Origin of the sequence: Streptomyces sp. NPDC048604 (assembly GCF_043199435.1) — a bacterium.
Lineage (GTDB): Bacteria > Actinomycetota > Actinomycetes > Streptomycetales > Streptomycetaceae > Streptomyces.
In genome coordinates this window covers 141,100-165,649 of the sequence record NZ_JBICVX010000009.1, presented here as the reverse complement: position 1 = coordinate 165,649, position 24,550 = coordinate 141,100, and the positions used below count along the sequence as shown (strand labels likewise).

Annotated in this window: 26 protein-coding genes and 1 tRNA gene; 15 read left to right on the top strand and 12 right to left on the bottom strand. The window is 72.3% G+C overall.

The features are described from left to right. Positions 1-115: 115 nt before the first annotated feature. Positions 116-817 (bottom strand): histidine phosphatase family protein, encoded by a 702-nt coding sequence (locus ACGFMM_RS20150; RefSeq protein ID WP_393647719.1) that lies wholly within the window; start codon positions 815-817, stop codon positions 116-118. Between the two features lie 51 nt (positions 818-868). Here ACGFMM_RS20150 and ACGFMM_RS20145 point away from each other — a divergent pair, with 51 nt between their 5' ends. Beyond that, positions 869-1,873 (top strand): magnesium and cobalt transport protein CorA, encoded by a 1,005-nt coding sequence (locus tag ACGFMM_RS20145; protein ID WP_393647870.1) that lies wholly within the window; start codon positions 869-871, stop codon positions 1,871-1,873. Positions 1,874-1,901: 28 nt separating this feature from the next. Here ACGFMM_RS20145 and ACGFMM_RS20140 read toward each other — a convergent pair whose 3' ends face one another. Together ACGFMM_RS20140 and ACGFMM_RS20135 are read right to left on the bottom strand one after the other, a co-directional pair. Beyond that, entirely contained in the window at positions 1,902-2,687 is a 786-nt protein-coding gene (locus ACGFMM_RS20140; RefSeq protein ID WP_393647718.1) for a ferritin-like domain-containing protein, read from the bottom strand. Between the two features lie 225 nt (positions 2,688-2,912). Continuing rightward, the gene (locus ACGFMM_RS20135; protein ID WP_393647717.1) at positions 2,913-3,962 is read right to left on the bottom strand and encodes an LLM class F420-dependent oxidoreductase; all 1,050 of its coding nucleotides are present in this window, start codon (positions 3,960-3,962) and stop codon (positions 2,913-2,915) included. 130 nt (positions 3,963-4,092) lie between these two features. Here ACGFMM_RS20135 and ACGFMM_RS20130 point away from each other — a divergent pair, with 130 nt between their 5' ends. Then, the gene (locus ACGFMM_RS20130) at positions 4,093-5,076 is read left to right on the top strand and encodes an aldo/keto reductase (RefSeq protein WP_393647716.1); all 984 of its coding nucleotides are present in this window, start codon (positions 4,093-4,095) and stop codon (positions 5,074-5,076) included. Continuing rightward, a complete protein-coding gene (locus ACGFMM_RS20125; protein ID WP_393647869.1) occupies positions 5,061-7,229 on the top strand; it encodes a helix-hairpin-helix domain-containing protein in 2,169 nt (722 codons plus the stop codon). Before ACGFMM_RS20130 ends, ACGFMM_RS20125 begins: the two co-directional genes overlap by 16 nt. Before the next feature lie 108 nt (positions 7,230-7,337). On the opposite strand, the gene ACGFMM_RS20120 is transcribed toward ACGFMM_RS20125, so the two are convergent. Continuing rightward, positions 7,338-7,982 (bottom strand): hypothetical protein, encoded by a 645-nt coding sequence (locus ACGFMM_RS20120; RefSeq protein ID WP_393647715.1) that lies wholly within the window; start codon positions 7,980-7,982, stop codon positions 7,338-7,340. Positions 7,983-8,029: 47 nt separating this feature from the next. On the opposite strand from ACGFMM_RS20120, the gene ACGFMM_RS20115 reads away from it, so the two are divergent. Further along, positions 8,030-8,218, top strand: a complete 189-nt coding sequence (locus ACGFMM_RS20115; RefSeq protein WP_010472255.1) for a DUF5703 family protein — start codon at positions 8,030-8,032, stop codon at positions 8,216-8,218. A 51-nt stretch (positions 8,219-8,269) separates the two neighbouring features. On the opposite strand, the gene ACGFMM_RS20110 is transcribed toward ACGFMM_RS20115, so the two are convergent. The 3 genes from ACGFMM_RS20110 to ACGFMM_RS20100 all read right to left on the bottom strand — a co-directional run bounded on the left by ACGFMM_RS20110 (position 8,270) and on the right by ACGFMM_RS20100 (position 10,912). Continuing rightward, positions 8,270-9,022: a chaplin gene (locus ACGFMM_RS20110; RefSeq protein WP_393647714.1), complete on the bottom strand. Its 753-nt coding sequence runs from the start codon at positions 9,020-9,022 to the stop codon at positions 8,270-8,272. 153 nt (positions 9,023-9,175) lie between these two features. Further along, positions 9,176-9,409, bottom strand: a complete 234-nt coding sequence (chpH, locus tag ACGFMM_RS20105) for a chaplin ChpH (protein WP_393647713.1) — start codon at positions 9,407-9,409, stop codon at positions 9,176-9,178. A 177-nt stretch (positions 9,410-9,586) separates the two neighbouring features. Beyond that, positions 9,587-10,912, bottom strand: a complete 1,326-nt coding sequence (locus tag ACGFMM_RS20100; RefSeq protein WP_393647712.1) for a M20/M25/M40 family metallo-hydrolase — start codon at positions 10,910-10,912, stop codon at positions 9,587-9,589. Positions 10,913-11,054: 142 nt separating this feature from the next. On the opposite strand from ACGFMM_RS20100, the gene ACGFMM_RS20095 reads away from it, so the two are divergent. Together ACGFMM_RS20095 and ACGFMM_RS20090 are read left to right on the top strand one after the other, a co-directional pair. Further along, positions 11,055-11,142: transfer RNA gene (locus tag ACGFMM_RS20095), tRNA-Leu, on the top strand. Positions 11,143-11,195: 53 nt separating this feature from the next. After that, positions 11,196-12,125, top strand: coding sequence for an RluA family pseudouridine synthase (locus tag ACGFMM_RS20090; protein ID WP_393647711.1), 930 nt, complete (start codon positions 11,196-11,198; stop codon positions 12,123-12,125). On the opposite strand, the gene ACGFMM_RS20085 is transcribed toward ACGFMM_RS20090, so the two are convergent. From ACGFMM_RS20085 to ACGFMM_RS20070, 4 genes are all read right to left on the bottom strand, one after another. Next, on the bottom strand, positions 12,109-12,738 hold the full coding sequence (locus tag ACGFMM_RS20085; protein WP_393647710.1) for an MBL fold metallo-hydrolase: 630 nt from the start codon (positions 12,736-12,738) through the stop codon (positions 12,109-12,111). The two genes, ACGFMM_RS20090 and ACGFMM_RS20085, sit on opposite strands and share 17 nt — an antisense overlap. After that, positions 12,738-13,823: an S-(hydroxymethyl)mycothiol dehydrogenase gene (locus ACGFMM_RS20080; RefSeq protein ID WP_393647709.1), complete on the bottom strand. Its 1,086-nt coding sequence runs from the start codon at positions 13,821-13,823 to the stop codon at positions 12,738-12,740. Before ACGFMM_RS20080 ends, ACGFMM_RS20085 begins: the two co-directional genes overlap by 1 nt. A gap of 132 nt (positions 13,824-13,955) precedes the next feature. Further along, on the bottom strand, positions 13,956-15,428 hold the full coding sequence (locus tag ACGFMM_RS20075) for an amino acid permease (RefSeq protein ID WP_393647708.1): 1,473 nt from the start codon (positions 15,426-15,428) through the stop codon (positions 13,956-13,958). A 191-nt stretch (positions 15,429-15,619) separates the two neighbouring features. Beyond that, a complete protein-coding gene (locus ACGFMM_RS20070) occupies positions 15,620-16,321 on the bottom strand; it encodes a FadR/GntR family transcriptional regulator (RefSeq protein WP_393647707.1) in 702 nt (233 codons plus the stop codon). Positions 16,322-16,465: 144 nt separating this feature from the next. Between ACGFMM_RS20070 and ACGFMM_RS20065 the strand changes: the two genes are divergently transcribed. Then, entirely contained in the window at positions 16,466-16,990 is a 525-nt protein-coding gene (locus ACGFMM_RS20065; protein ID WP_393647706.1) for a gluconokinase, read from the top strand. Positions 16,991-17,041: 51 nt separating this feature from the next. Next, positions 17,042-18,439 (top strand): gluconate:H+ symporter, encoded by a 1,398-nt coding sequence (locus ACGFMM_RS20060; RefSeq protein WP_393647705.1) that lies wholly within the window; start codon positions 17,042-17,044, stop codon positions 18,437-18,439. An 88-nt stretch (positions 18,440-18,527) separates the two neighbouring features. Here ACGFMM_RS20060 and ACGFMM_RS20055 read toward each other — a convergent pair whose 3' ends face one another. Then, entirely contained in the window at positions 18,528-20,183 is a 1,656-nt protein-coding gene (locus ACGFMM_RS20055) for an FAD-binding dehydrogenase (RefSeq protein ID WP_393647704.1), read from the bottom strand. A gap of 94 nt (positions 20,184-20,277) precedes the next feature. Between ACGFMM_RS20055 and ACGFMM_RS20050 the strand changes: the two genes are divergently transcribed. From ACGFMM_RS20050 to ACGFMM_RS20020, 7 genes are all read left to right on the top strand, one after another. Further along, the gene (locus ACGFMM_RS20050; protein ID WP_393647703.1) at positions 20,278-20,919 is read left to right on the top strand and encodes a TetR family transcriptional regulator; all 642 of its coding nucleotides are present in this window, start codon (positions 20,278-20,280) and stop codon (positions 20,917-20,919) included. Beyond that, positions 20,916-21,680: a glucose 1-dehydrogenase gene (locus tag ACGFMM_RS20045; protein ID WP_393647702.1), complete on the top strand. Its 765-nt coding sequence runs from the start codon at positions 20,916-20,918 to the stop codon at positions 21,678-21,680. The genes ACGFMM_RS20050 and ACGFMM_RS20045 overlap by 4 nt, the downstream gene beginning before the upstream one ends. An 18-nt stretch (positions 21,681-21,698) precedes the next feature. Next, the gene (locus tag ACGFMM_RS20040) at positions 21,699-22,223 is read left to right on the top strand and encodes an NUDIX hydrolase (protein ID WP_393647701.1); all 525 of its coding nucleotides are present in this window, start codon (positions 21,699-21,701) and stop codon (positions 22,221-22,223) included. A 9-nt stretch (positions 22,224-22,232) separates the two neighbouring features. Beyond that, positions 22,233-22,625 carry a YidH family protein gene (locus ACGFMM_RS20035; RefSeq protein WP_393647700.1) on the top strand — a complete coding sequence of 131 codons (393 nt, stop codon included), beginning with the start codon at positions 22,233-22,235 and terminating at the stop codon, positions 22,623-22,625. Continuing rightward, entirely contained in the window at positions 22,625-22,933 is a 309-nt protein-coding gene (locus ACGFMM_RS20030) for a DUF202 domain-containing protein (RefSeq protein ID WP_393647699.1), read from the top strand. Before ACGFMM_RS20035 ends, ACGFMM_RS20030 begins: the two co-directional genes overlap by 1 nt. A 204-nt stretch (positions 22,934-23,137) precedes the next feature. After that, a complete protein-coding gene (locus ACGFMM_RS20025) occupies positions 23,138-23,434 on the top strand; it encodes a hypothetical protein (protein WP_393647698.1) in 297 nt (98 codons plus the stop codon). Positions 23,435-23,528: 94 nt separating this feature from the next. After that, on the top strand, positions 23,529-24,440 hold the full coding sequence (locus tag ACGFMM_RS20020) for an MBL fold metallo-hydrolase (RefSeq protein WP_393647697.1): 912 nt from the start codon (positions 23,529-23,531) through the stop codon (positions 24,438-24,440). Positions 24,441-24,550: the final 110 nt, after the last annotated feature.

The window sequence follows — 24,550 nt, the reverse complement described above, 5'->3', positions numbered from 1 at the left end:
GCGGTGCGGATCGGCGTGCGGGTCGGCGGTGAACAGCGCCGGCAATCGGGCTACGGGGCCACGGGGTTGTCCCGGCGGCAGCCCTCCGGCCCGTCCACCCTACTGCGCGGAGCGATCACGGTGCGCCCGCGCCGCCGCCGACCTCGGCGGCCCCCGAGTCGCGTCGGGCGGAGTCGCCGGGGTGGCGGGGGACGAGTCCGGTGAGGTCGCCGGTGTCGCCGAGGCGGAGGAGGAAGGGCCGCAGCCGGGTGTAGCGGATCGCGGTGACGGAGCAGGGGTCGACGTGGATGCGCTGGAAAAGGTCCAGGTGCATGCCGAGGGCGTCGGCGACGACGGACTTGATGATGTCGCCGTGAGAGCACATCGCGTAGACGGCGTCCTCGCCGTGCTCGGCCTCGATCCGGGCGTTCCAGTCCCGTACCGCCTCGACGGCCCGCTGCTGCATGCCGCGCATCGACTCGCCGCCGGGGAACGCGGCGGCGGAGGCGTGCGTCTGGACGAGCTGCATCAGGGGCTCGTCGTGGAGTTCGGCGAGTTTGCGGCCGGACCAGTCGCCGTAGTCGCACTCGTTGATCCGCTCCTCGAGGTGCAGCGGAAGGTCCGGGCGGGCGTCCAGGAGCGGGCCGAGGGTCTCCCGGCAGCGCTGGAGCGGGCTGCTGACCACGGCGGCCAGCGGCACTCCGGACAGCCGGCCGGGCAGCGCGGCGGCCTGCGCGGCGCCCCGCTCGTCGAGTGCGACGCCGGGGGTCCGCCCGGCGAGGACCGCGGCGGTGTTGGCGGTGGAGCGTCCGTGGCGGACGAGGATCAGCGTGGCCATGGGGGAAGGGTAAGTGCCCAGCAGGTGCACGGGGCGGACGGTCGGGGAAGAATACGCGGCGTGATCGTGGACAGTGCCATCTATCGGGGCGGGCGCCGTACGAAGGGTCCTGCGGACCTCTCGGACGCGCTGGACGAGGCCAGGGCGACGGGGGACGCCTTCCTGTGGGTGGGTCTGTACGAGCCCACCGAGGAGGAGTTCGACCTCGTCACCGAGGAGTTCACGCTGCATCCGCTGGCTGTCGAGGACGCGCTGAAAGCCCATCAGCGGCCGAAGCTGGAGGTCTACGACGACTCGCTGTTCCTGGTCCTCAAGCCGGTGGTGTACGAGCCGGAGAGCGACCGGGTCTCCACGGACGAGCTGATGGTCTTCGTCGGCGACTCGTTCGTGGTGACCGTCCGGCACGGCGTGAGTTCGCCGCTGGCGCAGGTCCGCCGCCGTCTGGAGGCGGAGCCCGAGGTGCTGCGGCACGGGCCGACGGCGGTGATGTACGCGATCAGCGACGCGGTGGTGGACCACTACATCGACGTGGCGGCGGAGCTCCAGGTGGACCTGGAGGAGCTGGAGACGGCGGTGTTCGCGCCGGACGGCACGCCGCAGCTCGGCGACGCCAAGAGCACCGCGGCCCGGATCTACACGGCGAAGCGGCAGGTGCTGGAGTTCCGCCGGGCGAGCACCCCGCTCACCGCGCCGGTCTCGCGGCTCGCGGCCGGGACGGTGCCGTTCGTGCACGCGGAGGCGCAGCCGTTCTTCCGGGACGTGAGCGACCATCTGGCGCGGGCCAACGAGCAGGTGGAGGGCCTGGACCGGCTGCTGTCGGACGTGTTGTCGGCGCATCTGGCGCAGATGGGCGTGCGGCAGAACGACGACGTGCGCAAGATCTCCGCGTGGGCGGCCATGGCCGCAGTCCCCACCATGGTGGCGGGGATCTACGGCATGAACTTCGAGCACATGCCCGAACTGCGGTGGTGGTGGGCGTATCCCGGGGTGATCCTCCTGATGACCGTCGCGGTGCTGGGCCTGCACCGGACGTTCAAGCGGCGCGGCTGGCTGTAACGCACGGGCCGCGGAACCCCGTGGGCGCTCAGAACGCGGGCGCGGGCGTGGCCGGGCCGCCGAGGGCGTCGCGGCGCTCGGGCATCTCGAGGTCGACCATGCGCCGCCAGCCGCCGGCCCGCTCGTACGCGTACATGGCGTGGATGCCGGCCTTCAGGGCGAGCGACTTGGCCTTCGGCCAGCGCAGCAGCCGGCCCATGTGGGTCATCACGGCGAGGCTGACGTCGCGGTAGATCCGGATCTCGGTGAGGGCGGACTCGCGCAGGGTGCGCTGGATGAGCCGGCCGTGTCCGGCGTACGCCAGGCGCAGCAGCTCCTCGTGGCAGTACGCGAGGTGGTTGTCCTCGTCGTTGCAGATCATCCGGATCGCCTTGCCGAGTTCCGGGTGGTCGCCGAAGTACTTGACCAGCATGTCCATCTGGTCGGCGGCCCGCTGCTCGGTGACCCGGCTGTGCGAGAGGTAGACGATGATGTCGCGTTCGGTCAGCGGCTCGTCGCGCTTGAGCTTCTCGTGGGGCAGGCCGATCCCCTGCTTCTCCAGGAGCATCGTGTAGTCGGTCTCGGGCGGGACCTCGACGGACGGCAGGTCGCGCCTCTTGAGCAGCGCCTGGAAGATCCTGCCGTGCTTGTCCTCGTCGGCGCCGTGCCGGGTGATCTTCGGCGCCAGGTCCCGCATGCCCGCGGGGACGAGGGCGGCGATCCGGCCGTTCTCCCAGCCGCCCTGCGCCTCGCCGCTGGCGGCGATGGAGCAGAAGAGCCGGAACGATTCGTCGTCGTCGATGATTTCCTGGAACAGGCTTCGGGCCGAGAGCATTGCTGCCACCTCCACGCGGACGTCCGCACGCCGCACGCCCGCAGAGAAAAAGTCAAATGCGCTCGGCCGGAAGCGGCAACACGAGGACGGGACGACTCCGCCGAACGGCGGAATCGTCCCGGGCCGTAACCGGCGGCGCGGTGGCGCGTTGTGCTGCGTGACGGCCGTGGCGGGGAAGACCCCCCGAGCCCCCACCACGGCCGCAGACTTCCTTCGGTGCGCCCGCTACGCGAGGCCCGCCCGCTCCAGGGCCTCGACGCCGGTACGGAGGGCGGCCAGCCGCTCGTCGAGGGTGAATCCGGCCGGGGACAGCGTCAGCGTGTTGACGCCGGCCGCGGCGTAGGCGGCCATCCGGTCCGCGATGGCGGCCACGTCGCCCAGCAGCGCGGTCTGCTCGATCAGCCGCTGCGGCACGGCCGCGGCCGCCCCGGCCTTGTCGCCGGCCAGGTACTTCTCCTGGATCTCGGCGGCCTCCTTCTCGTAGCCCATGCGCTGCGCGAGCTGGTTGTAGAAGTTCTGCTTGCGGCTGCCCATGCCGCCGACGTACAGGGCGGTGTACGGGCGGAACATGTCCGCCAGCGCGTCGACGTCCGCGCCCAGCGCGATCGGCAGCGTGGGGTGGACGTCGAAGCCCTCCATGGTCAGGCCGGCCTTCTCACGGCCCGCCCGGATGTGGCGGATCGCCGTCTCCTCCAGGTGCTCCGCGGAGGGGAAGATCAGCAGCGCGCCGTCGGCGATCTCGCCTGTCTGCTCCAGGTTCTTCGGGCCGATCGCGGCGATGTAGAGCGGGATGTGCTCGCGCTCCGGGTGCACGGTGAGCTTGAGGGGCTTGCCCGGGCCGTCGGGCAGCGGCAGCGTCCAGTGCTCGCCCGAGTAGCTCAGACGCTCGCGCGTCATGGCCTTGCGGACGATCTCCACGTACTCGCGGGTGCGGGCGAGCGGCTTGTCGAACTTGACGCCGTACCAGCCCTCGGAGACCTGAGGGCCGGAGACGCCGAGGCCGAGGCGGAAACGGCCGCCGGAGAGCGAGTCGAGGGTGGCCGCGGTCATCGCGGTCATGGCGGGCTGGCGGGCCGGGATCTGCATGATCGCGGAGCCGACGTCGATGCGCTCGGTCTGGGCGGCGACCCAGGAGAGCACGGTCGGGGCGTCCGAACCGTACGCCTCCGCGGCCCAGCACACGTCGTAGCCGAGCCGGTCGGCCTCCTGCGCGACGGCGAGGTTGTCGCCGTCCATCCCGGCGCCCCAATAACCGAGGTTGATGCCCAGTCGCATGCCCAACACCCTCTTTACCGATCAGTAACGTCCCTGTGGGCCGGACTCTAGCGCGGTGCGCGGGATCCGTCAGGAGCCGGTTGTCCACAGGCTCTCTCCGCGTGGTGTCTTGGCCAGTAATCTCGCGCTCATGGAGCAGAGGCATCTCGGCCGTACCGGCCTTCGCGTGTCCCGGATCGGGCTCGGCACCCTGACCTGGGGCCGGGACACGGGCGAACACGACGCCGCGGACCAGCTGAAGGCGTTCTGGGAGGCGGGCGGCACGCTGGTCGACACGGCGGACGTGTACGCCGGCGGGGAGGCGGAGTATCTGCTCGGACAGCTCGTGGGCGGCCTGGTGCCGCGGCGGGACCTGGTGATCTCCACGAAGGCGGGCAGCGTGCCCGACCCGGACCGGCGGTGCGACGGCTCGCGGGGGCATCTGCTGGCCGCGCTGGACGCCTCGCTGGCGCGGCTCGGCACCGACTACGTGGACGTGTGGCAGCTGCACGCCTACGACCCGCACACCCCGCTGGAGGAGTCGCTGCAGGCGCTCGACCTGGCGGTGAGCAGCGGGCGGGCGCGGTACGCGGGGGTGGCGAACTTCTGCGGCTGGCAGCTCGCGAAGGCGGCGACCTGGCAGTTCGGCGGGGCGGGGACGCGGACCCGGCTGGCCGGGACGCAGATGGAGTACTCGCTGCTGCAGCGGGGCGTCGAGCGGGAGGTGCTGCCGGCCGCGCGGGACCTCGGCATAGGCCTGCTGCCCTCGTCGCCGCTGGGCCGCGGGGTGCTCACCGGCAAGTACCGGCACGGCACCCCCGCGGACTCGCGGGGCGGCTCGGAGACCATGGCCCCGTTCGTGGAGCCGTATCTGGACGAGACGGCGAGCCGCGTCGTGGAGGCGGTGGCGACGGCCGCGGACGGGCTTGCGGCGACGCCGCTGCAGGTGGCGCTGGCGTGGGTGCGGGACCGGCCTGGTGTGACGGCGCCGATCGTCGGCGCGCGCGACGCGCGGCAGCTCACCGAGGCGTTGTCGGTGGAGACCCTTAGTCTTCCTGACGAGATCTGCCGGGCCCTCGACGACGTCTCGGCGCCCGTGCACCGCTACCCGGACCACGACTGGAGCACCTTGTGACCGTCCCCGACCCCTCGCGGGTTCCCGCCACCCCCGACGCCCCGGAGCCGGACACGGGCGAGGGCGGGCCTGAGGCTGTCGAGGCGGCCGAGGCTGTCGACGAGGCTGCTGAGGCTGTCGAGAACGGCGAGAGTGGCGAGAGCGGCTCCGAGGACTCCAAGGGCGCCGAGGGCACGGAGGATGCCGCGCAGGTGTCCGAGGCGCAGGCCGAGCTGCTGGCGCAGCGGGAGGAGCGGGCGCGGATCGAGCGGCGGAAGGCGGAGAAGGCCGGGCCGCTCGACAGCGGGGCGAAGCTCAGCGGGACGGCGGCCGATCTGCTCGCGGCGGTACGGGCCGTGGAGTCCGGGGAGAAGTCGGGCACGGCGTTCTACGACCGGCCCGCGCCCCGCCGGCCCGCGCCGCAGCCGGCCGCGCCGGTGCGCCCGCAGCAGCAGCCCGAGAGCGTGGCCGCACCGCGGGCCGCCGCGCCGGAGACCGTCGAAGCGGTGCGCGAGGTGCTCACGGCGGGCGGCGCGCCCGAGGGGCTCGCGCCCAAGGTGGCCGCGCTGCTCGGCGAGGGTGCGGCCGAGGCGCTGCGGGAGGACCCCTGGCAGCTGCTCGCGGTGAGCGGCGTGCAGCCGGACCACGCCGACGGCTTCGCCCGGGCGCTGCTCGGTGCGGAGGCGGGGCCGGGCGACACGCGCCGTACGGACGCCCTGGTGGCCTGGTTCCTGGAGCGGGCCGCGCTGCAGGGCCACACGGCCATGGAGCTTCCGGCGGTGCGCGCCGCGCTCGCCGAGCGGGCGGTGCCCGAGCCGGAGGAGGCGGTGCAGCACGCCGTCGCCGAGGGCGTGGTGCTGGTCTTCCAGGAGGAGACCCCGGAGGAAGAGGCCGCCGAGGGCGAGGATGCCCCGGAGCCCGCAGGGGACGCCGGTCCGGCGGCGCCGGTGCTGCTGGGCCTTGACCGGTACGCCCTCGCCGAGGAGAGCCTGGCCGACGGCCTGGCCCGGCTGGCCCGTACGGTCGCCCCGGCCGAGTGGGACGGCCCCGAGCTCGCCCGCGCCTGCGGGACGCACGGTCTCGTCGCGCACACCGGCGGCGAGGCCGCCCGCGCCGAGCCCGTGGCGCTGGTCCGCGCCGCCCGGGAGCGGGGCCTGCGCGCCGCCGTCGCGGTGCACGGCGAGAACGGCCTGGGGCGGCTCGGCCCGGACGCGGCCGCGGTCACCGTCGCCGGCCTGCTGTCCGGCGCTGCGGGCCTGGACCGCGACGAGGACGGCGCGCTCGCGCTCGACCTGCTCGCCGTACTGGACGCCCCCCAGCTGGACGTGGAGACCGCGGCGATGCTGGTGGAGGCGCTGCCCGACGGCTGCCGGCTGCTGCTGAGCGGCGACCCCGGGGTGCTGGGCCCGGCCGGCGCGGGCCGGGTCTTCGGCGACGTCCTGGCCGCCAAGGTGTGTCCGCAGGTCGCCTCCCGCACGCCCGACCCGGGCCCGCTCGGCGAACTGGTCTCCGGCATCGGCGCCGGCGAGCTGGCCCAGGTCGACGCCCCCGGCAAGGAGCTGGTGATCGTCCCCGTGCGGGACGCGGGCGAGGCCGTGCACCGCACGGTCCAGCTGGTCGCGGACTCGGTGCCGCGGGCCATCGGCGTCCCCGCCGAGCAGACGCAGGCGATCACGGTCGGCCACGGCGGCTCGGCCGGCACCCGCGCGCTGAACACGGCGCTGAAGCAGCGGCTCAACCCCGGCCCGGGCCGCTTCGGCGGCTTCGACCCGGGGGACCGCGTGGCCCACTCCCCCGCGCCCGGGCGTAGCAGGACCGGCACGGTGGTCTCGGCCGATTCCGAGGGCCTGCACCTGGACTGCGAGGGCGAGAAGGTCCTGGTACAGAAGGACCGCGTGGACGCCGAGGTCCGGCACGGCTGGGCGCTGACCGCGCACCAGGCGGCCGGGATGCGCTGGCCGGCCGTGGTGGCGGTGCTGCCCGGCGACGCGGCGCAGGGCCTGAGCCGGGCCTGGGTGTACACGGCCTTCGGCCGGGCCGAGCGGCACCTGTCGGTGGTGCACGGCGTGGACCAGGCGCTGCCCCGCGCGGTCGCGGAAGGCCTCACCCCGCCCCGCACGACCCGCCTGCGCCCCCTCCTGGAGTCGCTGCTGGCGGTCCCCGACGAGGAGTGACCCGACCCCGAGCGCCCAAGGCCGGGGCGCCCAGGGCCGGAGATACGCGAGGAGGGGCGGGACACCGGATGTCCCGCCCCTCCTCGTGTACGCGCCGCGCCGGGTGCCTCAGTCGCGGCCTGCGTCCTCGTCGGCCGCCTCGTCGTCGAAGACCGCGCTGACGTCGAAGCGGCACACGATCCGCTCCGGGTCGGCCTGTTCGAAGGGCGCCTCCAGCCACTCCCCCGGATCCGACAGCTCCTCGGCGGCCGAGACCCAGAGCGTGGAGTCGCCCTCCTCCAGGCCGAACTCCTTGTGCCGAGAGGCGATTTCGTCCGGTTCGTACTCCCCGAACAGCACGCCGATCGCCGCATGGGCACTGCCGCCGACCACCGCCGCGGCCTCCGGCCCGTCCTCGTCGGCCTCCAGGTCCGCGATCCGCTGCGCCTGGGCGAGCAGGCGCTGCGGTTCCACCACGGCGTAGTCGCGCCGGATCATCACACTCAGCGCATGTGGCTCCTCCGGCCCCGCGTACGGCGGCAGCGAGTCCTCGGCACCGGGGATCTCGAAGGGCGTGACCTCGTCGTACCGGTCGTAGAGCCGCTCGTCGTAGGCCTCGGCCGCGGCGGCCAGGGCGTTGAAGGCCTCGTAGACAGCAGGGTCGTCGTCACCGTCGCGGGCTTCGACCGCCTGCAGGTGACGGTCCAGTGCGGCTTTGACCGCCTCGGCGGCGGCACGTACCTCGGCAGCGGTGGGCTGCGCAGCATCAGACATAGGACAGACGCTATCCGTACGGGGCCGGTGCCCGCACAATAGATGCGATGCCGGAATACGAATTTGTCGACGTGTACGTGCCGCGAGGCGTCTCCCGCAGGGAGGCCACCCGGCTCCTGACCGATCATGCCGAGTACGGACACTGGGAGTTGGACCGCTTGAGCCTGCACCGGGACGGCAGTCGCAGGGTGCGGCTGCGCCGGAGGATCATCCGCCAGGTCCGCGCCACCTGGTGACGGAGAAGGGGCCCCGCCGTGCGGGGCCCCTGTGCGTCGCGCCGCCGTGCGTCAGGCGGACACGCGAGCGCGGCGGTACAGGATCGCGCCGCCGATCAGCGCGCCCGCGCCGGCCGGGAGGACCAGGCCGAGCGGAAGGCCGGCTCCGGTCTCGGCGAGCTCCGAGGAGCCCTTCGGCGGGGTGACCGTGTGCGTGCCGGGGGTGTTGTTCCCGCCGGACGTGCCGGGGTTGCCGGGCTGACCCGGGTTGCCGGGGTTGCCAGGATTGTTCGGCTCACCCGGATTGCCCGGGTTGTTCGGCTCGCCGGGGTTGCCGGGCTCGCCGGGGTTGCCCGGCTCCTCCGGCTGACCGGGCGGCGACGGCTCGACGCCGTTGCCGCAGTCGTTGCCGTACGCGCTGTTGCCGACGCCGATCACGTCGACGCTGTTGCCGCAGGCGTTCACCGGCACGTCGACCGGCACCTGGACGTTGTTGCCGGAGCCGACGCCCGGGGAGTTGCCGGTGTGCCCGTCCGCGGAGGAACCGTTGTTCCCGCCGCCGTGCTGGGAGCCCGGCTTCGAGACGTTGGCGCACTTGTTGCCGAACGCCGGGTTCAGCACTCCGACCACGTTGACGGTGTTCCCGCAGGCGTTCACCGGCACGTGCACCGGCACCTGGACGGAATTGCCGGACGCGACGCCCGGGGAATTCTGCGCGGTGCCGCCCGCGTTCGCGTCGGCGTGCGCGTAACCGCCGCCCAGCGCGGCGAATACCCCGCCCGCGGCCGCAACGGTGATCAGGCCCTTGCGCGTGACCTGTCGCATAGCTTGTCCTGCCTTCTCGGCTGAAGCCGTCTCGGCTTCTCGGAATCCTCCCGGCGCCTTGGCGGGGAGGCGGAATGCCCACCGGCCCCGGAGTGCATGGCACGCACTCCGGGGCCGGCCTGGCTCAGACCCCCAGGGGGTCGAGGCTCAACGTCAGGCGTTGACGCAGGTGTTGCCGAAGGTGGGGTTCAGCAGCCCGATCACGGAGATCGTGTTGCCACACACGTTCACCGGGACGTGAACCGGCACCTGGACGACGTTGCCCGAGAGCACGCCGGGGGAGTGCACAGCGGCACCCTGGGCGCCCGCATCGGCAACGGCCATGCCCGCGCCCGCGAGAACGAGACCGCCGGTGGCAGCCGCAGCAGCGACGACCTTCTTGATCATTATTCCTCCTTGTTGGCAAGCGGTCCCATCGCTGAAGACCGCAACACCTGTAACGAGGGGGAAGTAATGAGGCTACGAGCCTATGAGTGCATTCACTCTTTCCGGTCACGGACAAACAGACGGGCGAATCCGATGCTCGAATTCGCCCGTCCTGTCACGACGCGTCGGCCCTTTCCGTCACGAGGCGTCGAGGAACCGGTCGAGCACCCGCACGCCGAACTTCAGCCCGTCGACCGGGACTCGCTCGTCGACGCCGTGGAACATCCCGGCGAAGTCCAGCTCCGGCGGCAGCTGCAGCGGCGCGAACCCGAAGCAGCGGATGCCGAGATCGTCGAAGGACTTGGCGTCGGTGCCGCCCGAGAGCATGTACGGGACGGCCCTCGCGATCGGGTCCTCGGCCTGCAGCGCCGACTGCATGGCGTCCACGAGGCTGCCGTCGAAGCTGGTCTCCAGCGCCTTGTCGGCGTGCACGTCCTCGCGCTTCACACGCGGCCCGAGGATCCGGTCCAGATCGGCCAGGAACTCCTGCTCGTAGCCGGGCAGGAAGCGGCCGTCGACGTGCGCGGTGGCCTGGCCCGGGATCACGTTCACCTTGTAGCCGGCGCCGAGCATCGTCGGGGCGGCGGAGTTGCGCAGGGTGGCGCCGACCATCTTGGCGATGCCGCCGAGCTTGGCGAGCGTGGCGTCCATGTCCTCGGGGTCGAGCGGGGTGCCCAGCGCGTCCGAGAGCTCGTCCAGGAAGGACCGCACGGTCTTGGTGACCCGCACCGGCCAGGTGTGCCGGCCGAGCCGGCCCACGGCCTCGCAGAGCTCGGTGATCGCGTTGTCGTCGTTGGTCATCGAGCCGTGCCCGGCGGTGCCCTCGACGGTCAGGCGCATCCAGTGCATGCCCTTCTGCGCCGTCTCCACCAGGTAGAGCCGCAGGTTCTCGTTGACCGTGAACGAGAAGCCGCCGACCTCGCCGATCGCCTCCGTGACGCCGTCGAAGAGGCCCCGGTGCTTGTCGACCAGGTGCCGGGCGCCGTACGTGCCGCCGGCCTCCTCGTCGGCGAGGAAGGCCAGCACGACGTCCCGCGGGGGCTTGCGCCCGCTGCGCATCCGGTCGCGGACGACCGCCAGGGTCATCGCGTCCATGTCCTTCATGTCCACCGCGCCCCGGCCCCAGACGCAGCCGTCGGCGATCTCGCCGGAGAAGGGGTGGTGGGTCCAGTCCTCGGCGTTGGCCGGGACGACGTCGGTGTGGCCGTGGATGAGCAGGGCCGGACGGGACGGGTCCTCGCCCTCGATCCGGGCGACGGTGGAGGCGCGCCCCTTGTGCGACTCGATGATCTTCGGTTCGAGGCCGACCTCGGCGAGCTTCTCGGCCACGTACTCGGCCGCCGCCCGCTCGCCGGGGCCGGAGTGGTCGCCGTAGTTGCTGGTGTCGATGCGGATGAGGTCGCGACAGAGGTCCACGACCTCGTCCTCACCGGTCACGCCCCGGGTCGTGTTCGACTCGCTCACGCTGCTTCCTCCCACTTCACTGCCCCATTCGCTGCCGGTGGTCCCCCTCATCCTCCCGCGCCCCCAGGGTGGTGATCGACCCCCTCGAATGTTTGCTATGGTTTTCCTCGTCGGAACGGCCCAGGCCGAAAGACACCACCTGGTCCGGGTGGCGGAATGGCAGACGCGCTAGCTTGAGGTGCTAGTGCCCTTTATCGGGCGTGGGGGTTCAAGTCCCCCCTCGGACACCAGCGAAGGACCCCACGGCGTGGGGTCCTTCTTGCATGTGAGGGCGGTGGGACCGGTGAGACGGAGAACGAGACCCCCGGCCGCGCCGTTGCCCCAGCGGGACGGGATAGATCCGGTGCGGGTCAGGCTTCCGGAGGACCCGGCGGGGGCCTGGGCGACCGTGGGCGGGCACCTGCTCGACCGGTACGCGGGGGCCGTCGGGGCCGAGCGCGTGGCGGCCATGCTCCGCGAGGGCCGGTTCGTCGGGGCCGACGGGGTCGCCGTGGACGGGAGCGAGTCGTACGCCGCAGGCCGGTATCTCTGGTTCCACCGGGACTTTCCCGACGAGGAGCGGGTGCCGTTCGAGATCGGGATCGTCCACCGGGACGAGCGGATCGTCGTCGTCGACAAGCCGCACTTTCTGGCCACCATGCCGCGCGGGCGGCACGTCACCGAGACGGCGCTGGCCCGGCTGCGGCGCGACCTGGGGCTGCCGGAGCTGCAGCCCGCGCACCGGCTCGACCGGCTCACGGCGGGGCTGGTGCTGTTCGTGGTGCGGCCGGAGGACCGGGGGGCGTACCAGACGCTGTTCCGGGACCGGGCCGTCCACAAGGCGTACGAGGCGGTGGCGCCGTACGACCCGGAGCTGGCACTGCCGGTGACCGTGCGGAGCCGGATCGAGAAGGAGCGGGGCGTGCTGGCGGCCCGGGAGGTGCCGGGCGAGCCGAACGCCGAGAGCCGGGTCGAGCTCCTGGTCCACGCGGGCGGCCTCGCCCGGTACCGGCTGGTGCCGGTGACCGGGCGGACCCATCAGCTGCGGGTGCACATGAACGCGCTCGGGCTGCCGATCCTGAACGATCCGCTGTACCCGGTGGTGCGGGAGGACGGGCCGGAGGACTTCGGGCGGCCGCTGCAGCTGCTCGCGCGGTCGCTGGTCTTCACCGACCCGTTCACCGGCGAGCCCAGGAGGTTCCTGAGCCGGCGGCCTCTCAGTGGCCTCGGCTGAGCCACTCCTCCAGGTGCGGGGCCTCCTCGCCGATCGTGGTCGGGTCGCCGTGGCCGGTGCGGACCACCGTCTCCGGCGGCAGGGTCAGGAGCTTCTCCCGGATCGAGCCGATGATCGTCGGGAAGTCCGAGAAGGACCGGCCCGTCGCGCCGGGACCGCCCCGGAAGAGCGTGTCGCCGGAGAAGACCGTGCCGAGGGCGGGGGCGTGCAGGCAGACCGCGCCGGGGGCGTGGCCGGGGGTGTGCAGGACGGTGAGGTCGACGCCTGCGATGGTGAGGACCTGGCCGTCGGCGAGGTCGCCGTCCGGGGTGTGGTCGGGGTGGGTGAGCTTCCACAGGGCGTGGTCGTCGGGGTGCAGCAGGATCCGCGCGCCGGTGGCGGCGGCGAGGGCCGGGGCGGCGTCGATGTGGTCGTCGTGCGCGTGGGTGCAGACGATGGCGCGCAGGGTGCGGCCGTCGAGGGCGGCGAGGATCGCCTCGGCGTCGTGGGCGGCGTCGATGACGAGGGCCTCGGAGTCGTCGCCGACGATCCAGACGTTGTTGTCCACCTCCCAGGTGCCGCCGTCGAGCGAGAAGGTGCCGGAGGTGACCAGGCGGTCGATACGGGCGGCCATCAGAGGACCACCACCGAGCGCAGCACGTCGCCCTCGTGCATGCGGGCGAAGGCCTTCTCGACGTCGCCGAGTCCGATGGTCTCGGTGACGAAGGCGGCGAGGTCGATGCGGCCCTGCTGGTGCAGGTCGATGAGCATCGGGAAGTCGCGGGACGGCAGACAGTCGCCGTACCAGGAGGACTTGAGCGCGCCGCCGCGGCCGAAGACGTCGAGCAGCGGCAGTTCGAGCTTCATCTCGGGGGTGGGGACGCCGACGAGGACGACGGTGCCGGCGAGATCGCGGGCGTAGAACGCCTGTTGGTACGTCTCCGGGCGGCCGACGGCCTCGATGACGACGTCCGCGCCGAAGCCGCCGGTGAGTTCGCGGATCGCCTCGACCGCGTCGGTGTTACGGGAGTTGACGGTGTGGGTCGCGCCCATGCCGCGGGCGGTCTCCAGCTTGCGGTCGTCGATGTCGACGGCGATGATCCGGGCCGCTCCGGCGAGCCGGGCGCCGACGATCGCGGCGTCGCCGACGCCTCCGCAGCCGATGACGGCGACGGAGTCGCCGCGGCCGACGCCGCCGGTGTTGATCGCGGCGCCGATGCCGGCCATCACGCCGCAGCCAAGGAGGCCGGCGACGGACGGGGCGACGGCGGGGTCGACCTTGGTGCACTGGCCCGCGGCGACCAGGGTCTTCTCGGCGAACGCGCCGATCCCGAGGGCCGGGGAGAGCTCCGTGCCGTCGAGGAGCGTCATCTTCTGCCGCGCGTTGTGGGTGTCGAAGCAGTACCAGGGGCGGCCGCGCAGACAGGCCCGGCAGGCGCCGCAGACGGCGCGCCAGTTGAGGACCACGAAGTCACCGGGGGCGACGTCGGTGACGCCCTCGCCGACGGACTCGACGACGCCCGCGGCCTCGTGGCCGAGGAGGAAGGGGAACTCGTCGTTGATCCCGCCCTGTTTGTAGTGCAGGTCCGTGTGGCAGACGCCGCAGGCCTGGATCTTCACCACGGCCTCGCCCGGTCCTGGGTCGGGGATGACGATCGTCTCGACGCGTACGGGCTCGTTCTTTCCGGGGGCGACGACCCCCTGCACCTGCTGCGGCATCGTGGACTTCCCTTCGTCGGACGGGATCTTGTAAGGCTCTTGGGTACCACTTTGTCCTGACGTAGCGCGAGACCCCCGCAGGCCACGCCTGCGGGGGTCTCGCGGCTCCCGGGGGGGAATCCGGGCGGAACGTCAGTCCTGCGCGGAGCGGGCCGCGGCACGGACCCGGCCGCGGACCAGGAACCAGCCGCCGACCAGGGCCGCCGCGATGAGCGGCAGGCAGTTGACGGTGGTGCGGCCGACGCCGCCGTCCATCCACATCAGGACCACGACGGAGCCGAGGAAGAGCAGCGTCACGATCTGGGTGTACGGGGCCCAGGGCAGCTGGTAGGCCGGGCGGACCAGCTTGCCCTGCTTGGCGCGGCGGACGAACAGCAGCGAACAGAGCATGATCATCGCCCAGGTGCCGATGATGCCGATGGAGGCGAAGTTGAGGACCAGTTCGAAGGCCTCGCCGGGCATCACGAAGTTCAGGAAGACGCCGGCGACGCCGAAGCCCGCGGTGAGCAGGATGCCGCCGTAGGGGACGCCGCCCTTGTTCATGACGCCGGTGAACTTCGGTGCGGAACCGGACAGCGACATGGAGCGCAGGATGCGGCCGGTGGAGTACAGGCCGGAGTTCAGGCTGGAGAGCGCGGCCGTCAGGACGACGAGGTTCATCACGCCGGCGGCGCCGGGGATGCCGAGCTTGTCGAAGACGGTGACGAACGGGCTCTGGTCGCCGGTGTAGGCGGTGTACGGGAGGATCAGCGCGAGCAGGACGACCGAGCCGACGTAGAACAGGCCGACGCGCCACATGATCGAGTTGATCGCCTTCGGCATGATCTTCTCGGGGTTCTCGGTCTCGCCGGCGGCGACGCCGCACAGCTCGACGGAGGCGTAGGCGAACACGACGCCCTGGATCAGCAGCAGCATCGGCATGACGCCGTTGGGGAAGATGCCGCCGTTCTCGGTGATGTTGGCCAGGCCCGGGGTGTGGCCGCCGACGTCGTGCGAGGTCACGACGAGGAAGATGCCGACGACCATGAAGATCACCAGAGCGGCGACCTTGACGATGGCGAACCAGAACTCCATCTCGCCGAAGTACTTCACGGAGATGAGGTTGGCGGCGAGCACGATCGCGAGGGCGATCAGCGCGAGGATCCACTGCGGGACGTCGCTGAACATCGACCAGAAGTGGGCGTAGGTCGCGGCCGCGGTGATGTCGGCGACGGCGGTGGTCGACCAGTTCAGGAAGTACAGCCAGCCGGCCGTGTACGCGCCCTTCTCGCCCATGAACTCACGGGCGTAGGAGACGAAGGCGCCGGAGGACGGGCGGTAGAGCACCAGCTCGCCGAGGGCCCGCACCACGAAGAAGGCGAAGAGGCCGCAGACCGCGTAGGCGATGAAGAGGGAGGGGCCGGCGTTCGCCATGCGGCCGCCGGCGCCGAGGAAGAGGCCCGTGCCGATCGCGCCGCCGATGGCGATCATGTTGATGTGCCGGGACTTGAGGTCCTTGCGGTATCCGGCGTCGCCGGCGTCCACGTGGGCGGCGGTGTTCGACGCCGTGGACGCCGCCGGACCGGCGGACAGCGGGTCGGCCGCAGTGGAGATGCGGTCACTCATGGAGTTGTTCGCCTTCGTGAGGGGGGAGGGTCTGTGCGGTACCCGGCCGGGCTCGGGGTGGTCGTCCCGTCGCGCGGCCAGCGCACATCGTCAGCCAAGAACCCCTCACTGACAGTGAGCAAGGTCACTGAAGGCCCATTTTTGAGCTACTTCTGAGGTTGCGCAGAGGTATTACCAAGGAATCCGTGGGGCTACGGGGCGAGGACGTCCAGTTCCTTCAGCGCGCCCACGGCGATCTCGCGGGTGAGCCGCTCGGCCCGCTCGGCGTCCCGTTCGCGCACCGCCTCGGCCACCTGGACGTGGAGCGTCACCGCGGCCGGGTCGGGGTCCTCGAACATCACCTGGTGGTGGGTGCGGCCGGTGAGGACCTCGGCGACGACGTCGCCGAGCCGGGCGAACATCTCGTTGCCGGAGGCGTTCAGCACGACCCGGTGGAACGCGATGTCGTGCACGAGGTACGCCTCCAGCTGCCGGCCGCGCGACGTGGCGACCATGCCGAGGGCCTCCTCGGTGAGCGCGCGGCACTGCTCGGGGGTGGCGTGGCGGGCGGCGAGCCCGGCGGCGACGGGCTCGACGGCGGAGCGCAGCACGGTGAGCGAGCGGAGCTGCCGGGGCCGGTCGGCGCCGGCCAGCCGCCAGCGGATGACCTGGGGGTCGTACACGTTCCACGCCTCGGTCGGGAGCACGATCACGCCGACCCGGCGGCGGGACTCGACGAGGTGCATGGACTCGAGGACGCGGACGACCTCGCGGACGACGGTGCGGGAGACGTCGAAGCGCTCGGCGAGCTCGTCGCTGCGGAGCACGGTACCGGGCGGGTACTCACCGGCCGTGATCGCGAGGCCCAGCGTGGCCAGAACCTGCGGGTGGAGGCCCGGGGCCGGTGTCGTCATGGGGCTCAGCCTACGGGCGGGCGAGAGCCGGGAACAAAAAGTATGACTTTAATGTCACAGAGCCTTGAATACGTCGTACCCAATGGGTTTCATGAGCGCGACGGAAATCTGTCGACGAAGACAGCGAAGAACGCGAGGCACCCCATGAGCACCACCTCTCGCACGGCCCCCCGGGTCGTCGTCGTGATGGGAGTCGCCGGCACCGGCAAGACCACGATCGGTCCGCTGGTGGCCGAAGCGCTCGGCGTCCCGTACGCCGAGGGCGACGACTTCCACCCCGCGGCGAACGTGGCGAAGATGTCGGCCGGCATCCCGCTGGACGACGACGACCGCGCCCCCTGGCTCGACGCCATCGGGCGCTGGGCGCACGGCCGGGCCGGCCTCGGCGGAGTGGTGAGCAGCTCCGCGCTCAAGCGGATCTACCGCGACCGGCTGCGGGCCGCCGCGCCGGACGTGGTCTTCCTGCATCTGACCGGCGACCGGGAGCTGATCGAGCGGCGGATGACGGCCCGCCAGGGCCACTTCATGCCGACCGCGCTGCTGGACTCGCAGTTCGCCGCCCTGCAGCCGCTGCAGGACGACGAGGCGGGTGTCGCCGTCGACGTTTCCGGCTCCCCCGAGGAGATCACCGAGCGGGCCGTCGCCGCGCTGCGCGGTCCGGCCGCCTGACGCTCCCCGCCCCCTCGTCCCCGCCCCTCCCCCGTTCTCCAAGGAACCCCCGTGACCAGACTCAGCGTCGAGATGCTGGCAGCGGACGCGACCGAGCCGATCACCTCGGCGGGCAACGCCCAGCTCGGCATCGCGGTGCTCGCCGGAATCGCCGTCATCGTCCTGCTCATCACCAAGTTCAAGTTGCACGCCTTCCTGGCGCTGACCATCGGTTCCCTGGCGCTCGGCGCGTTCGCCGGCGCGCCGCTCGGGGCGACCCTCGACTCGTTCACCACGGGTCTGGGCAAGACGGTGGCGAGCGTCGGCGTGCTGATCGCGCTCGGCGCGATCCTCGGCAAGCTGCTCGCCGACTCCGGCGGCGCGGACCAGATCGTCGACACGATCCTGGCCAAGGCCAAGGGGCGGTCCATGCCGTGGGCGATGGTGCTGATCGCCTCGGTGATCGGCCTGCCGCTGTTCTTCGAGGTCGGCATCGTGCTGCTGATCCCGGTGGTGCTGCTGGTCGCCAAGCGCGGCAACTACTCGCTGATGCGGATCGGCGTCCCGGCGCTGGCCGGCCTCTCCGTCATGCACGGCCTGATCCCGCCGCACCCCGGCCCGCTGGTGGCGATCGACGCCCTCAAGGCGAACCTCGGCATCACCCTGGCCCTCGGCCTCCTGGTCGCCATACCGACCGTGATCATCGCGGGTCCGCTGTTCTCCCGGTACGCCGCCCGCTGGGTCGACGTCCACGCCCCGGAGAACCTGATCCCGCAGCGCCCCTCGGAGGACCTGGACAAGCGCCCCGGCTTCGGCGTGACCGTGGCCACCGTGCTGCTGCCGGTCGTCCTGATGCTGGTCAAGGCGCTGGTCGACATCGTCGTGGACGACCCGGAGAACCCGGTCCAGAAGGTCACCGACGTCATCGGCTCGCCGCTGATCGCGCTGCTCGCCGCGGTGCTCGTGGGCATGTTCACGCTGGGCCGCGCGGCCGGCTTCGGCAAGGACCGGATCGCCTCGACCGTCGAGAAGTCCCTCGCCCCGATCGCGGGCGTGCTGCTGATCGTCGGCGCGGGCGGCGGCTTCAAGCAGACCCTGATCGACGTCGGCGTGGGCCAGATGATCCTGGACCTCTCGAAGAACTGGTCGATCCCGGCCCTGCTGCTCGCCTGGCTGATCGCGGTGGCGATCCGGCTCGCGACCGGCTCCGCGACCGTGGCGACGATCTCCGCCGCCGGTCTGGTGGCCCCGCTGGCCGAGGGCATGTCGACGACCGAGACGGCGCTGCTCGTACTCGCCATCGGCGCGGGTTCACTCTTCTTCAGCCACGTCAACGACGCCGGGTTCTGGCTGGTGAAGGAGTACTTCGGCATGAACGTCGGCCAGACCATCAAGACCTGGTCGGTGATGGAGACGATCATCTCGGTGGTCGGCATCGTGTTCGTGCTGCTGCTGTCGCTGGTGTTGTAGGAACGCCGGTTCGTTGTAGGAACGGGGAGCGCATCAGGGCCGGCCGCCTCGGACGAGGCGGCCGGCCCCTGCGCATTCCTGTACGCCGCTACCCGACGGCCCGCGCCGCGGCCCGCCCCGCCGCCCGGCCGGAGAAGATGCAGCCGCCGAGGAAGGTGCCCTCCAGGGAGCGGTAGCCGTGGACGCCGCCGCCGCCGAAGCCGGCCGCCTCGCCCGCCGCGTACACACCCTCCAGGACCTCGCCGCCCTCCCGCAGGACCCGCGAGTCGAGGTCCGTCTCCAGGCCGCCGAGGGACTTGCGGGTGAGGATGTTCAGCCGTACGGCGATGAGCGGCCCGGCCTTCGGGTCGAGGATGCGGTGCGGGGCCGCGGTGCGGATCAGCTTGTCGCCGAGGTACTTGCGGGCCCCTCGGACCGCCATGACCTGGAGGTCCTTGGTGAACGGGTTGGCGATCTCGCGGTCCCGGGCGGTGATCTCGCGGCGCAGTTCCGCCTCGTCGATGAGCGGCTCGTCGGTGAGCGCGTTCATGCCTCGGACCAGCGCGGACAGGTCGTCCTCGACGACGAAGTCGACGCCGTGGTCCATGAACGCCTGCACGGGGCCGGGGACGTCGGCGCGGGCCCGGCCGATCACGTCCCGGACCGACTTGCCGGTGAGGTCGGGGTTCTGCTCGGAGCCGGAGAGCGCGAACTCCTTGCCGATGATGCGCTTGTCGAGGACGAACCAGGTGTGGTCGTACCCGGTCCGCATGATGTGTTCGAGGGTGCCGAGCGTGTCGAAGCCGGGGAACAGCGGCACCGGCAGGCGCCGGCCGCGGGCGTCGAACCAGAGCGACGAGGGGCCGGGCAGGATGCGGATGCCGTGCCGGGCCCAGATCGGATTCCAGTTCTCGATGCCCTCGGTGTAGTGCCACATCCGGTCGCGGTTGATGTGGTGGGCGCCGGCGTCCTCGGCGATGCCGAGCATCAGCCCGTCGACATGCGCGGGCACGCCGGAGAGCATCCGGGCGGGCGGGGTGCCGAGCCGTTCGGGCCACTGCTTGCGCACCAGGTCGTGGTTGCCGCCGATGCCGCCGGAGGTGACGATCACCGCCTGGGCGCGGAGTTCGAAGGCGCCGGTGACCTCGCGGCTGCTCGCGGTGCCGCGCTCGGCGTCGGACGGCGCCAGGATCTCGCCGGTCACGGTGTCCACGGCGCCCGCGGTACGGCCGAGGCCGGTCACCCGGTGCCGGAAGCGGAAGGTCACCAGGCCGCGGGCGGCGCCTTCGCGGACCTTCGCCTCGAAGGGGGCGACGAGGCCGGGGCCGGTGCCCCAGGTGATGTGGAAGCGGGGCACGGAGTTGCCGTGCCCGTTCGCGTCGTAGCCGCCGCGCTCGGCCCAGCCGACCACCGGGAAGAAGCGGACCCCGCGGGCGTGCAGCCAGCTGCGCTTCTCCCCCGCCGCGAAGTCGACGTACGCCTCCGCCCACTTGCGCGGCCAGTGGTCCGCGTCCCGGTCGAAGCCGGCGGTGCCGAGCCAGTCCTGCAGGGCGAGGGCGTGACTGTCCTTGATCCGCATGCGCCGCTGCTCGGGCGAGTCGACGAGGAACAGTCCGCCGAAGGACCAGTGGGCCTGGCCGCCCAGGGACTGTTCGGGCTCCTGGTCGAGCAGGATCACGCTCCGGCCGGCCTCGACCAGCTCCGCGGTGGCGACGAGCCCGGCGAGCCCCGCCCCGATGACGATCACATCAGCGTCGTACGACATGGACCGCATCTTGGATACAGGACTGTATCCAGTCAACCGTTCGGGCCGAGCCCGCTCACTCCCACTTTCTAATGTCGAGCATTACAATGAGTCCATGGCAAGGACATCGGGGCCCGAGACCCGGGAGAAGCTGATCCGCGCGGCGGAGGAGATCTTCGCCGCCCAGGGCGTCCACGGCGGCCAGCTCAGGGACGTCGTCGCCCTGGCCGGACAGGCCAATCCGTCGGCCGTGCAATACCACTTCGGCTCCCGCGAGGGACTCGCGGACGCGATCATGGCCGGCCGCCAGGACCGTACGAACGCGGTCCTCGCGCCGCTGCTCGCGGCAGCCGCGGACGCACTGCCCGAGCTGCTCACCACCCTGGTCACCGCCGAGGCGAGCGAGCTGCGCACCGATCGCGGCCGGCGCTGTCTGCGGATCTCCACCCAGCTCAGCCACGAGAGCGGGGTCCGCACGCGGACGCCCCATCCGACGCTGGCAGGCACCCCCTACTGGGCCCTGTTCGAACGGATCGAGGCCCGACTGGCCGCCGACGCCCTGCCCGGGCCGCTGCGGCTCGAACGGCTCGACCTGGCGCTGACCGTCGTCGGCGCGGCGATGGCCGACCGGGCCCGGCAGTACCTCGACGGGGTCGAGCCGCTCACCGGCGAACCGCTCTTCCTCGCCGACCTCGTCGCCACCACCACCGCACTGCTCCGGGCGCCCCAGCCCGCCATCCGAAGGGACCCCACATGAACGACCTCAGCAACAAGACCGTCCTCGTCACCGGCGGCGCCCGCGGCCTGGGCGCCGAGGCCGCCCGCCAGGCCGTCGCGGCCGGCGCGAACGTCGTGATCACCGATGTGCTCGACGAGGACGGGAAGGCGACCGCGGCCGGGCTGGGCGAGCGGGCCCGGTTCCTGCACCACGACGTGACCTCCGAGGAGGACTGGGCGGCGGCCGTGGCGTACGCCGTCGCCGAGTTCGGCACCCTGCACGGGCTCGTCAACAACGCGGGCATCGCGACCGGCGCGCTCCTGGAGAGCGAGTCCGTCGAGCACTTCCGCCGTGTCCTCGACATCAACCTGACCGGCGTCTTCATCGGCATGAAGACCGCGATACCGGCGATGAAGGAGGCCGGCGGCGGCTCGATCGTCAACATCTCCTCCGCCGCCGGTCTGATGGGCCTGGCGCTCACCGCCGGTTACGGCGCGTCCAAGTGGGGCGTGCGCGGGCTCACGAAGATCGGCGCGGTGGAGCTGGGCACGGCGCGGATCCGCGTCAACTCCGTACACCCGGGCATGACGTACACCCCGATGACCGCCTCGGTGGGCATCGAGCGGGGCGAGGGCAAGTACCCGAACACGCCCATGGGCCGGGTCGGCGAGGCGGACGAGATCGCCGGCGCGGTGGTCTTCCTGCTCTCCGACGCGGCCTCCTACGTGACCGGCGCGGAGCTGGCGGTGGACGGCGGCTGGACCACCGGTCCGACGGTGAAGTACGTCATGGGCGGATGAGGCTGCTTGGATGGCGGCATGAACCCTGCCGATGAGCTGCTCGACGTCGTCGACGAGAACGACGAGGTGACCGGGCAGGCCCCGCGCGGCGAGGTGTACGCGCGGGGCCTGATCCATCGCTGCACCTTCATCCAGGTCCGGGACGCGCAAGGACGGGTCTTCGTCCACCGCCGCACGCCCACCAAGCTGGTCTTCCCGTCCCGGTACGACATGTTCGTCGGCGGAGTGGTCGGCGCGGGCGAGTCGTACGACGACGCCGCCCTGCGGGAGGCCGAGGAGGAGCTCGGGGTGTCCGGGCTCGACCGGCCCCGGCCGCTGTTCCGCTTCCTGTACGACGGCGACGGCGGGCGCTGGTGGTCCGCCGTCTACGAGGTCCGCTGCGAGCTGCCGGTGCGGCCGCAGGCCGAGGAGGTCGCCTGGCACGCCTTCCTGACCGACGAGGAGCTGACCGCCCGCCTCGGCGAGTGGGAGTGGGTACCGGACGGCATGGCCGCGTACGAGCGGCTCCGGGCGCACCGGGCAGGCGGACAACCGGGCGGATAAAGTGCCCGCGTGAGCGACTTCGTACAGAGCCTGCGCCTGTGGTTCGCGCCGCAGCGGATCCGTGAGGAGGGCGACACCCCGGACTACCGGTTCTCGCTGGCGAACGAGCGGACGTTCCTCGCCTGGGTGCGGACCGGGCTCGCGCTCGTGGGCGGCGGCTTCGCGGTCGACCAGTTCCTGCCGGACCTGCGGTGGGGGGTACGGGTCGGGCTCTCGCTGGCGCTGATCGGCGCGGGCGTGCTGTGCGCGCTGCGCGCGGTCAACCACTGGGTGCGCTGCGAGCAGGCGATGCGGCGCGGCGAGGATCTGCCGGTGTCGCGGTTCCCGACGGTGCTGAGCCTGGCGGTGGCCGTGGTGGCGCTGGCGATGGTGGTGGTCGTGCTGTTCGGCTGGGCCGGCTGATGCCCGAGGGCCGCGATCCGGGGCTGCAGCCGGAGCGGACGCGGCTGGCGTGGCGGCGGACGACGCTGTCGGCGACGGTGGCGGCGGTGTTCGCCGCGAAGCAGTCGATCCACGACGAGGTGACCCCGGCGGGCCTGTTCGGCGCGGCGCTGTCGGTCCTGGTGTGGCTGGGCTTCCTGGCGGTGGCGCACCGCCGCATCCAGGCCCTGGACGCGCCCCGGCCCAGCCCCCTGTCGCACCGCTCCGCCCTCCTTGCGGCGGGCGCGACCGTCGCGCTGGCGGCCTTCGCGGTGGCGATGGTGGTCTGACCACGACCTTGCCGTCGGCGCGGCGACGCCGTAGCCCGTCACCTCGTCGCGGACGGCGAACTCGGCGACGGTGACGCCGGGTTGGACGACGACGCCGGGCCCAGCGGTCCGGCCCCGTACCCCCGCAAACGGGGCTCGCCCGGAAGACCGGGGCGTTTCGGACTAGCCTGAGGGGGTCACCACTCCCTCTCCGGAGGCGACGTCATGACCCTCCTCCACCACGAGCACGCCACCCACGCGCACAGTCACGGACCGACCTGCGGACATCTCGCGGTCGAACACGGCGATCACATGGACTACGCCCACGACGGGCATCTGCACCGCGAGCACCAGGGGCACTGGGACGAGTGCGAGACCCCGAACCACGTGCCGCACACCCACCCCGACCACGTGCACGGACCGGCCTGCGGGCACACCTCCGTGGTGCACGGCGACCACGTCGACTACGTGCACGACGGGCACCGGCACGCGGAGCACGACGGGCACTGGGACGACCACTGAGACACCGGCCGCCGGCCCGCCGGGTCGGCTTCCCCCGGGCCCGTCCCGGCTGGCAGGCTTTCGCCGACCTGTCAGGCGTTCCCGGGGGGACCTCATGGCCGCAACCGATCCGTACACCGTCGAACTCGCCCCGGGGGTGCACGCGTTCGTGCAGCCGGACGGCGGCTGGTGCCTCAACAACGCGGGTTTCCTCGGCGACGCGCGGGAGAGCCTGCTCGTGGACACGGCGGCGACCCAGCGGCGCACGCTGATGCTGCGCGACGCGGTGCTCGCCGAGGGGCTGCCGCTGCCCCGCACGGTCGTGAACACGCATCACCACGGCGACCACACCTACGGCAACGGGGTGTTCGCCCCGGCCGCGCTGATCGTGGGCCACGACAGCTGCCGCGCCGAGCAGCTGACCGCCGGCCGCCAGCTCCATCTGCTGTGGCCGCAGACCGACTTCGGCGACATCCGGGTCACGCCGCCCACACTCACGTACAGCGAGCGGCTGACCCTGTACGTCGGCGGGATCGAGGTGCGGGTGCTGCACCCGGGCGTCGCGCACACCACCGGCGACTCGATCGTCCACCTTCCCGAGCAGGGCGTGGTCTTCACCGGCGACCTGGTCTTCCACGGCGGGACGCCGTTCGTGCCGATGGGGTCCCTCTCCGGTTCGCTGCGCGCCCTGGAGCTGCTGCGGTCGCTGGACGCGCAGACGGTGGTCCCGGGGCACGGGCCGGTGACGGACCCGTCCGCGTACGACGCGACGGAGCGCTATCTGCACTGGGTCGCCGAGCTGGCCCGGGAGGGGCACGCCAAGGGGGCGACTGCGCTGGAGACGGCGAGGTCGGCGGAGCTCGGCGCGTTCGGGGCCTTGCGGGAGAGCGAACGGCTCGTCGCCAACCTGCACCGGGCCTACGCGGAGCTGGACGGGCTGCCGGGCGGCTCGCCGCTCGACGCGGCGGCGGTCTTCGGCGACATGGCGGCGATGAACGGCGGCGTCCCGGTCGCCTGCCACGCGTGACGGCCCCGGTCGCCCGGCGGGCGTGACGGACCGGGTCTTCCGCCGGGCGTGACGGCCCCGTCGGCCGTCGCGCCCGAAGCCGCTGGACAGAGCCTTGCCGCGTCACTCTC

Excerpts from the sequence above, each read along its gene's own strand:
- ACGFMM_RS20050 (WP_393647703.1), top strand. The coding sequence starts at position 20,278 with ATGGCAAGGACATCGGGGCCCGAGACCCGGGAGAAGCTGATCCGCGCG.
- ACGFMM_RS20075 (WP_393647708.1), bottom strand. The coding sequence starts at position 15,428 with ATGAGTGACCGCATCTCCACTGCGGCCGACCCGCTGTCCGCCGGTCCG.
- ACGFMM_RS20110 (WP_393647714.1), bottom strand. The coding sequence starts at position 9,022 with ATGCGACAGGTCACGCGCAAGGGCCTGATCACCGTTGCGGCCGCGGGC.
- ACGFMM_RS20085 (WP_393647710.1), bottom strand. The coding sequence starts at position 12,738 with ATGGCCGCCCGTATCGACCGCCTGGTCACCTCCGGCACCTTCTCGCTC.
- ACGFMM_RS20065 (WP_393647706.1), top strand. The coding sequence starts at position 16,466 with ATGAGCACCACCTCTCGCACGGCCCCCCGGGTCGTCGTCGTGATGGGA.
- ACGFMM_RS20135 (WP_393647717.1), bottom strand. The coding sequence starts at position 3,962 with ATGCGACTGGGCATCAACCTCGGTTATTGGGGCGCCGGGATGGACGGC.
- ACGFMM_RS20070 (WP_393647707.1), bottom strand. The coding sequence starts at position 16,321 with ATGACGACACCGGCCCCGGGCCTCCACCCGCAGGTTCTGGCCACGCTG.
- ACGFMM_RS20080 (WP_393647709.1), bottom strand. The coding sequence starts at position 13,823 with ATGCCGCAGCAGGTGCAGGGGGTCGTCGCCCCCGGAAAGAACGAGCCC.
- ACGFMM_RS20030 (WP_393647699.1), top strand. The coding sequence starts at position 22,625 with ATGCCCGAGGGCCGCGATCCGGGGCTGCAGCCGGAGCGGACGCGGCTG.
- ACGFMM_RS20025 (WP_393647698.1), top strand. The coding sequence starts at position 23,138 with ATGACCCTCCTCCACCACGAGCACGCCACCCACGCGCACAGTCACGGA.
- ACGFMM_RS20020 (WP_393647697.1), top strand. The coding sequence starts at position 23,529 with ATGGCCGCAACCGATCCGTACACCGTCGAACTCGCCCCGGGGGTGCAC.
- chpH (WP_393647713.1), bottom strand. The coding sequence starts at position 9,409 with ATGATCAAGAAGGTCGTCGCTGCTGCGGCTGCCACCGGCGGTCTCGTT.
- ACGFMM_RS20130 (WP_393647716.1), top strand. The coding sequence starts at position 4,093 with ATGGAGCAGAGGCATCTCGGCCGTACCGGCCTTCGCGTGTCCCGGATC.
- ACGFMM_RS20115 (WP_010472255.1), top strand. The coding sequence starts at position 8,030 with ATGCCGGAATACGAATTTGTCGACGTGTACGTGCCGCGAGGCGTCTCC.
- ACGFMM_RS20055 (WP_393647704.1), bottom strand. The coding sequence starts at position 20,183 with ATGTCGTACGACGCTGATGTGATCGTCATCGGGGCGGGGCTCGCCGGG.
- ACGFMM_RS20120 (WP_393647715.1), bottom strand. The coding sequence starts at position 7,982 with ATGTCTGATGCTGCGCAGCCCACCGCTGCCGAGGTACGTGCCGCCGCC.
- ACGFMM_RS20140 (WP_393647718.1), bottom strand. The coding sequence starts at position 2,687 with ATGCTCTCGGCCCGAAGCCTGTTCCAGGAAATCATCGACGACGACGAA.
- ACGFMM_RS20045 (WP_393647702.1), top strand. The coding sequence starts at position 20,916 with ATGAACGACCTCAGCAACAAGACCGTCCTCGTCACCGGCGGCGCCCGC.
- ACGFMM_RS20150 (WP_393647719.1), bottom strand. The coding sequence starts at position 817 with ATGGCCACGCTGATCCTCGTCCGCCACGGACGCTCCACCGCCAACACC.
- ACGFMM_RS20040 (WP_393647701.1), top strand. The coding sequence starts at position 21,699 with ATGAACCCTGCCGATGAGCTGCTCGACGTCGTCGACGAGAACGACGAG.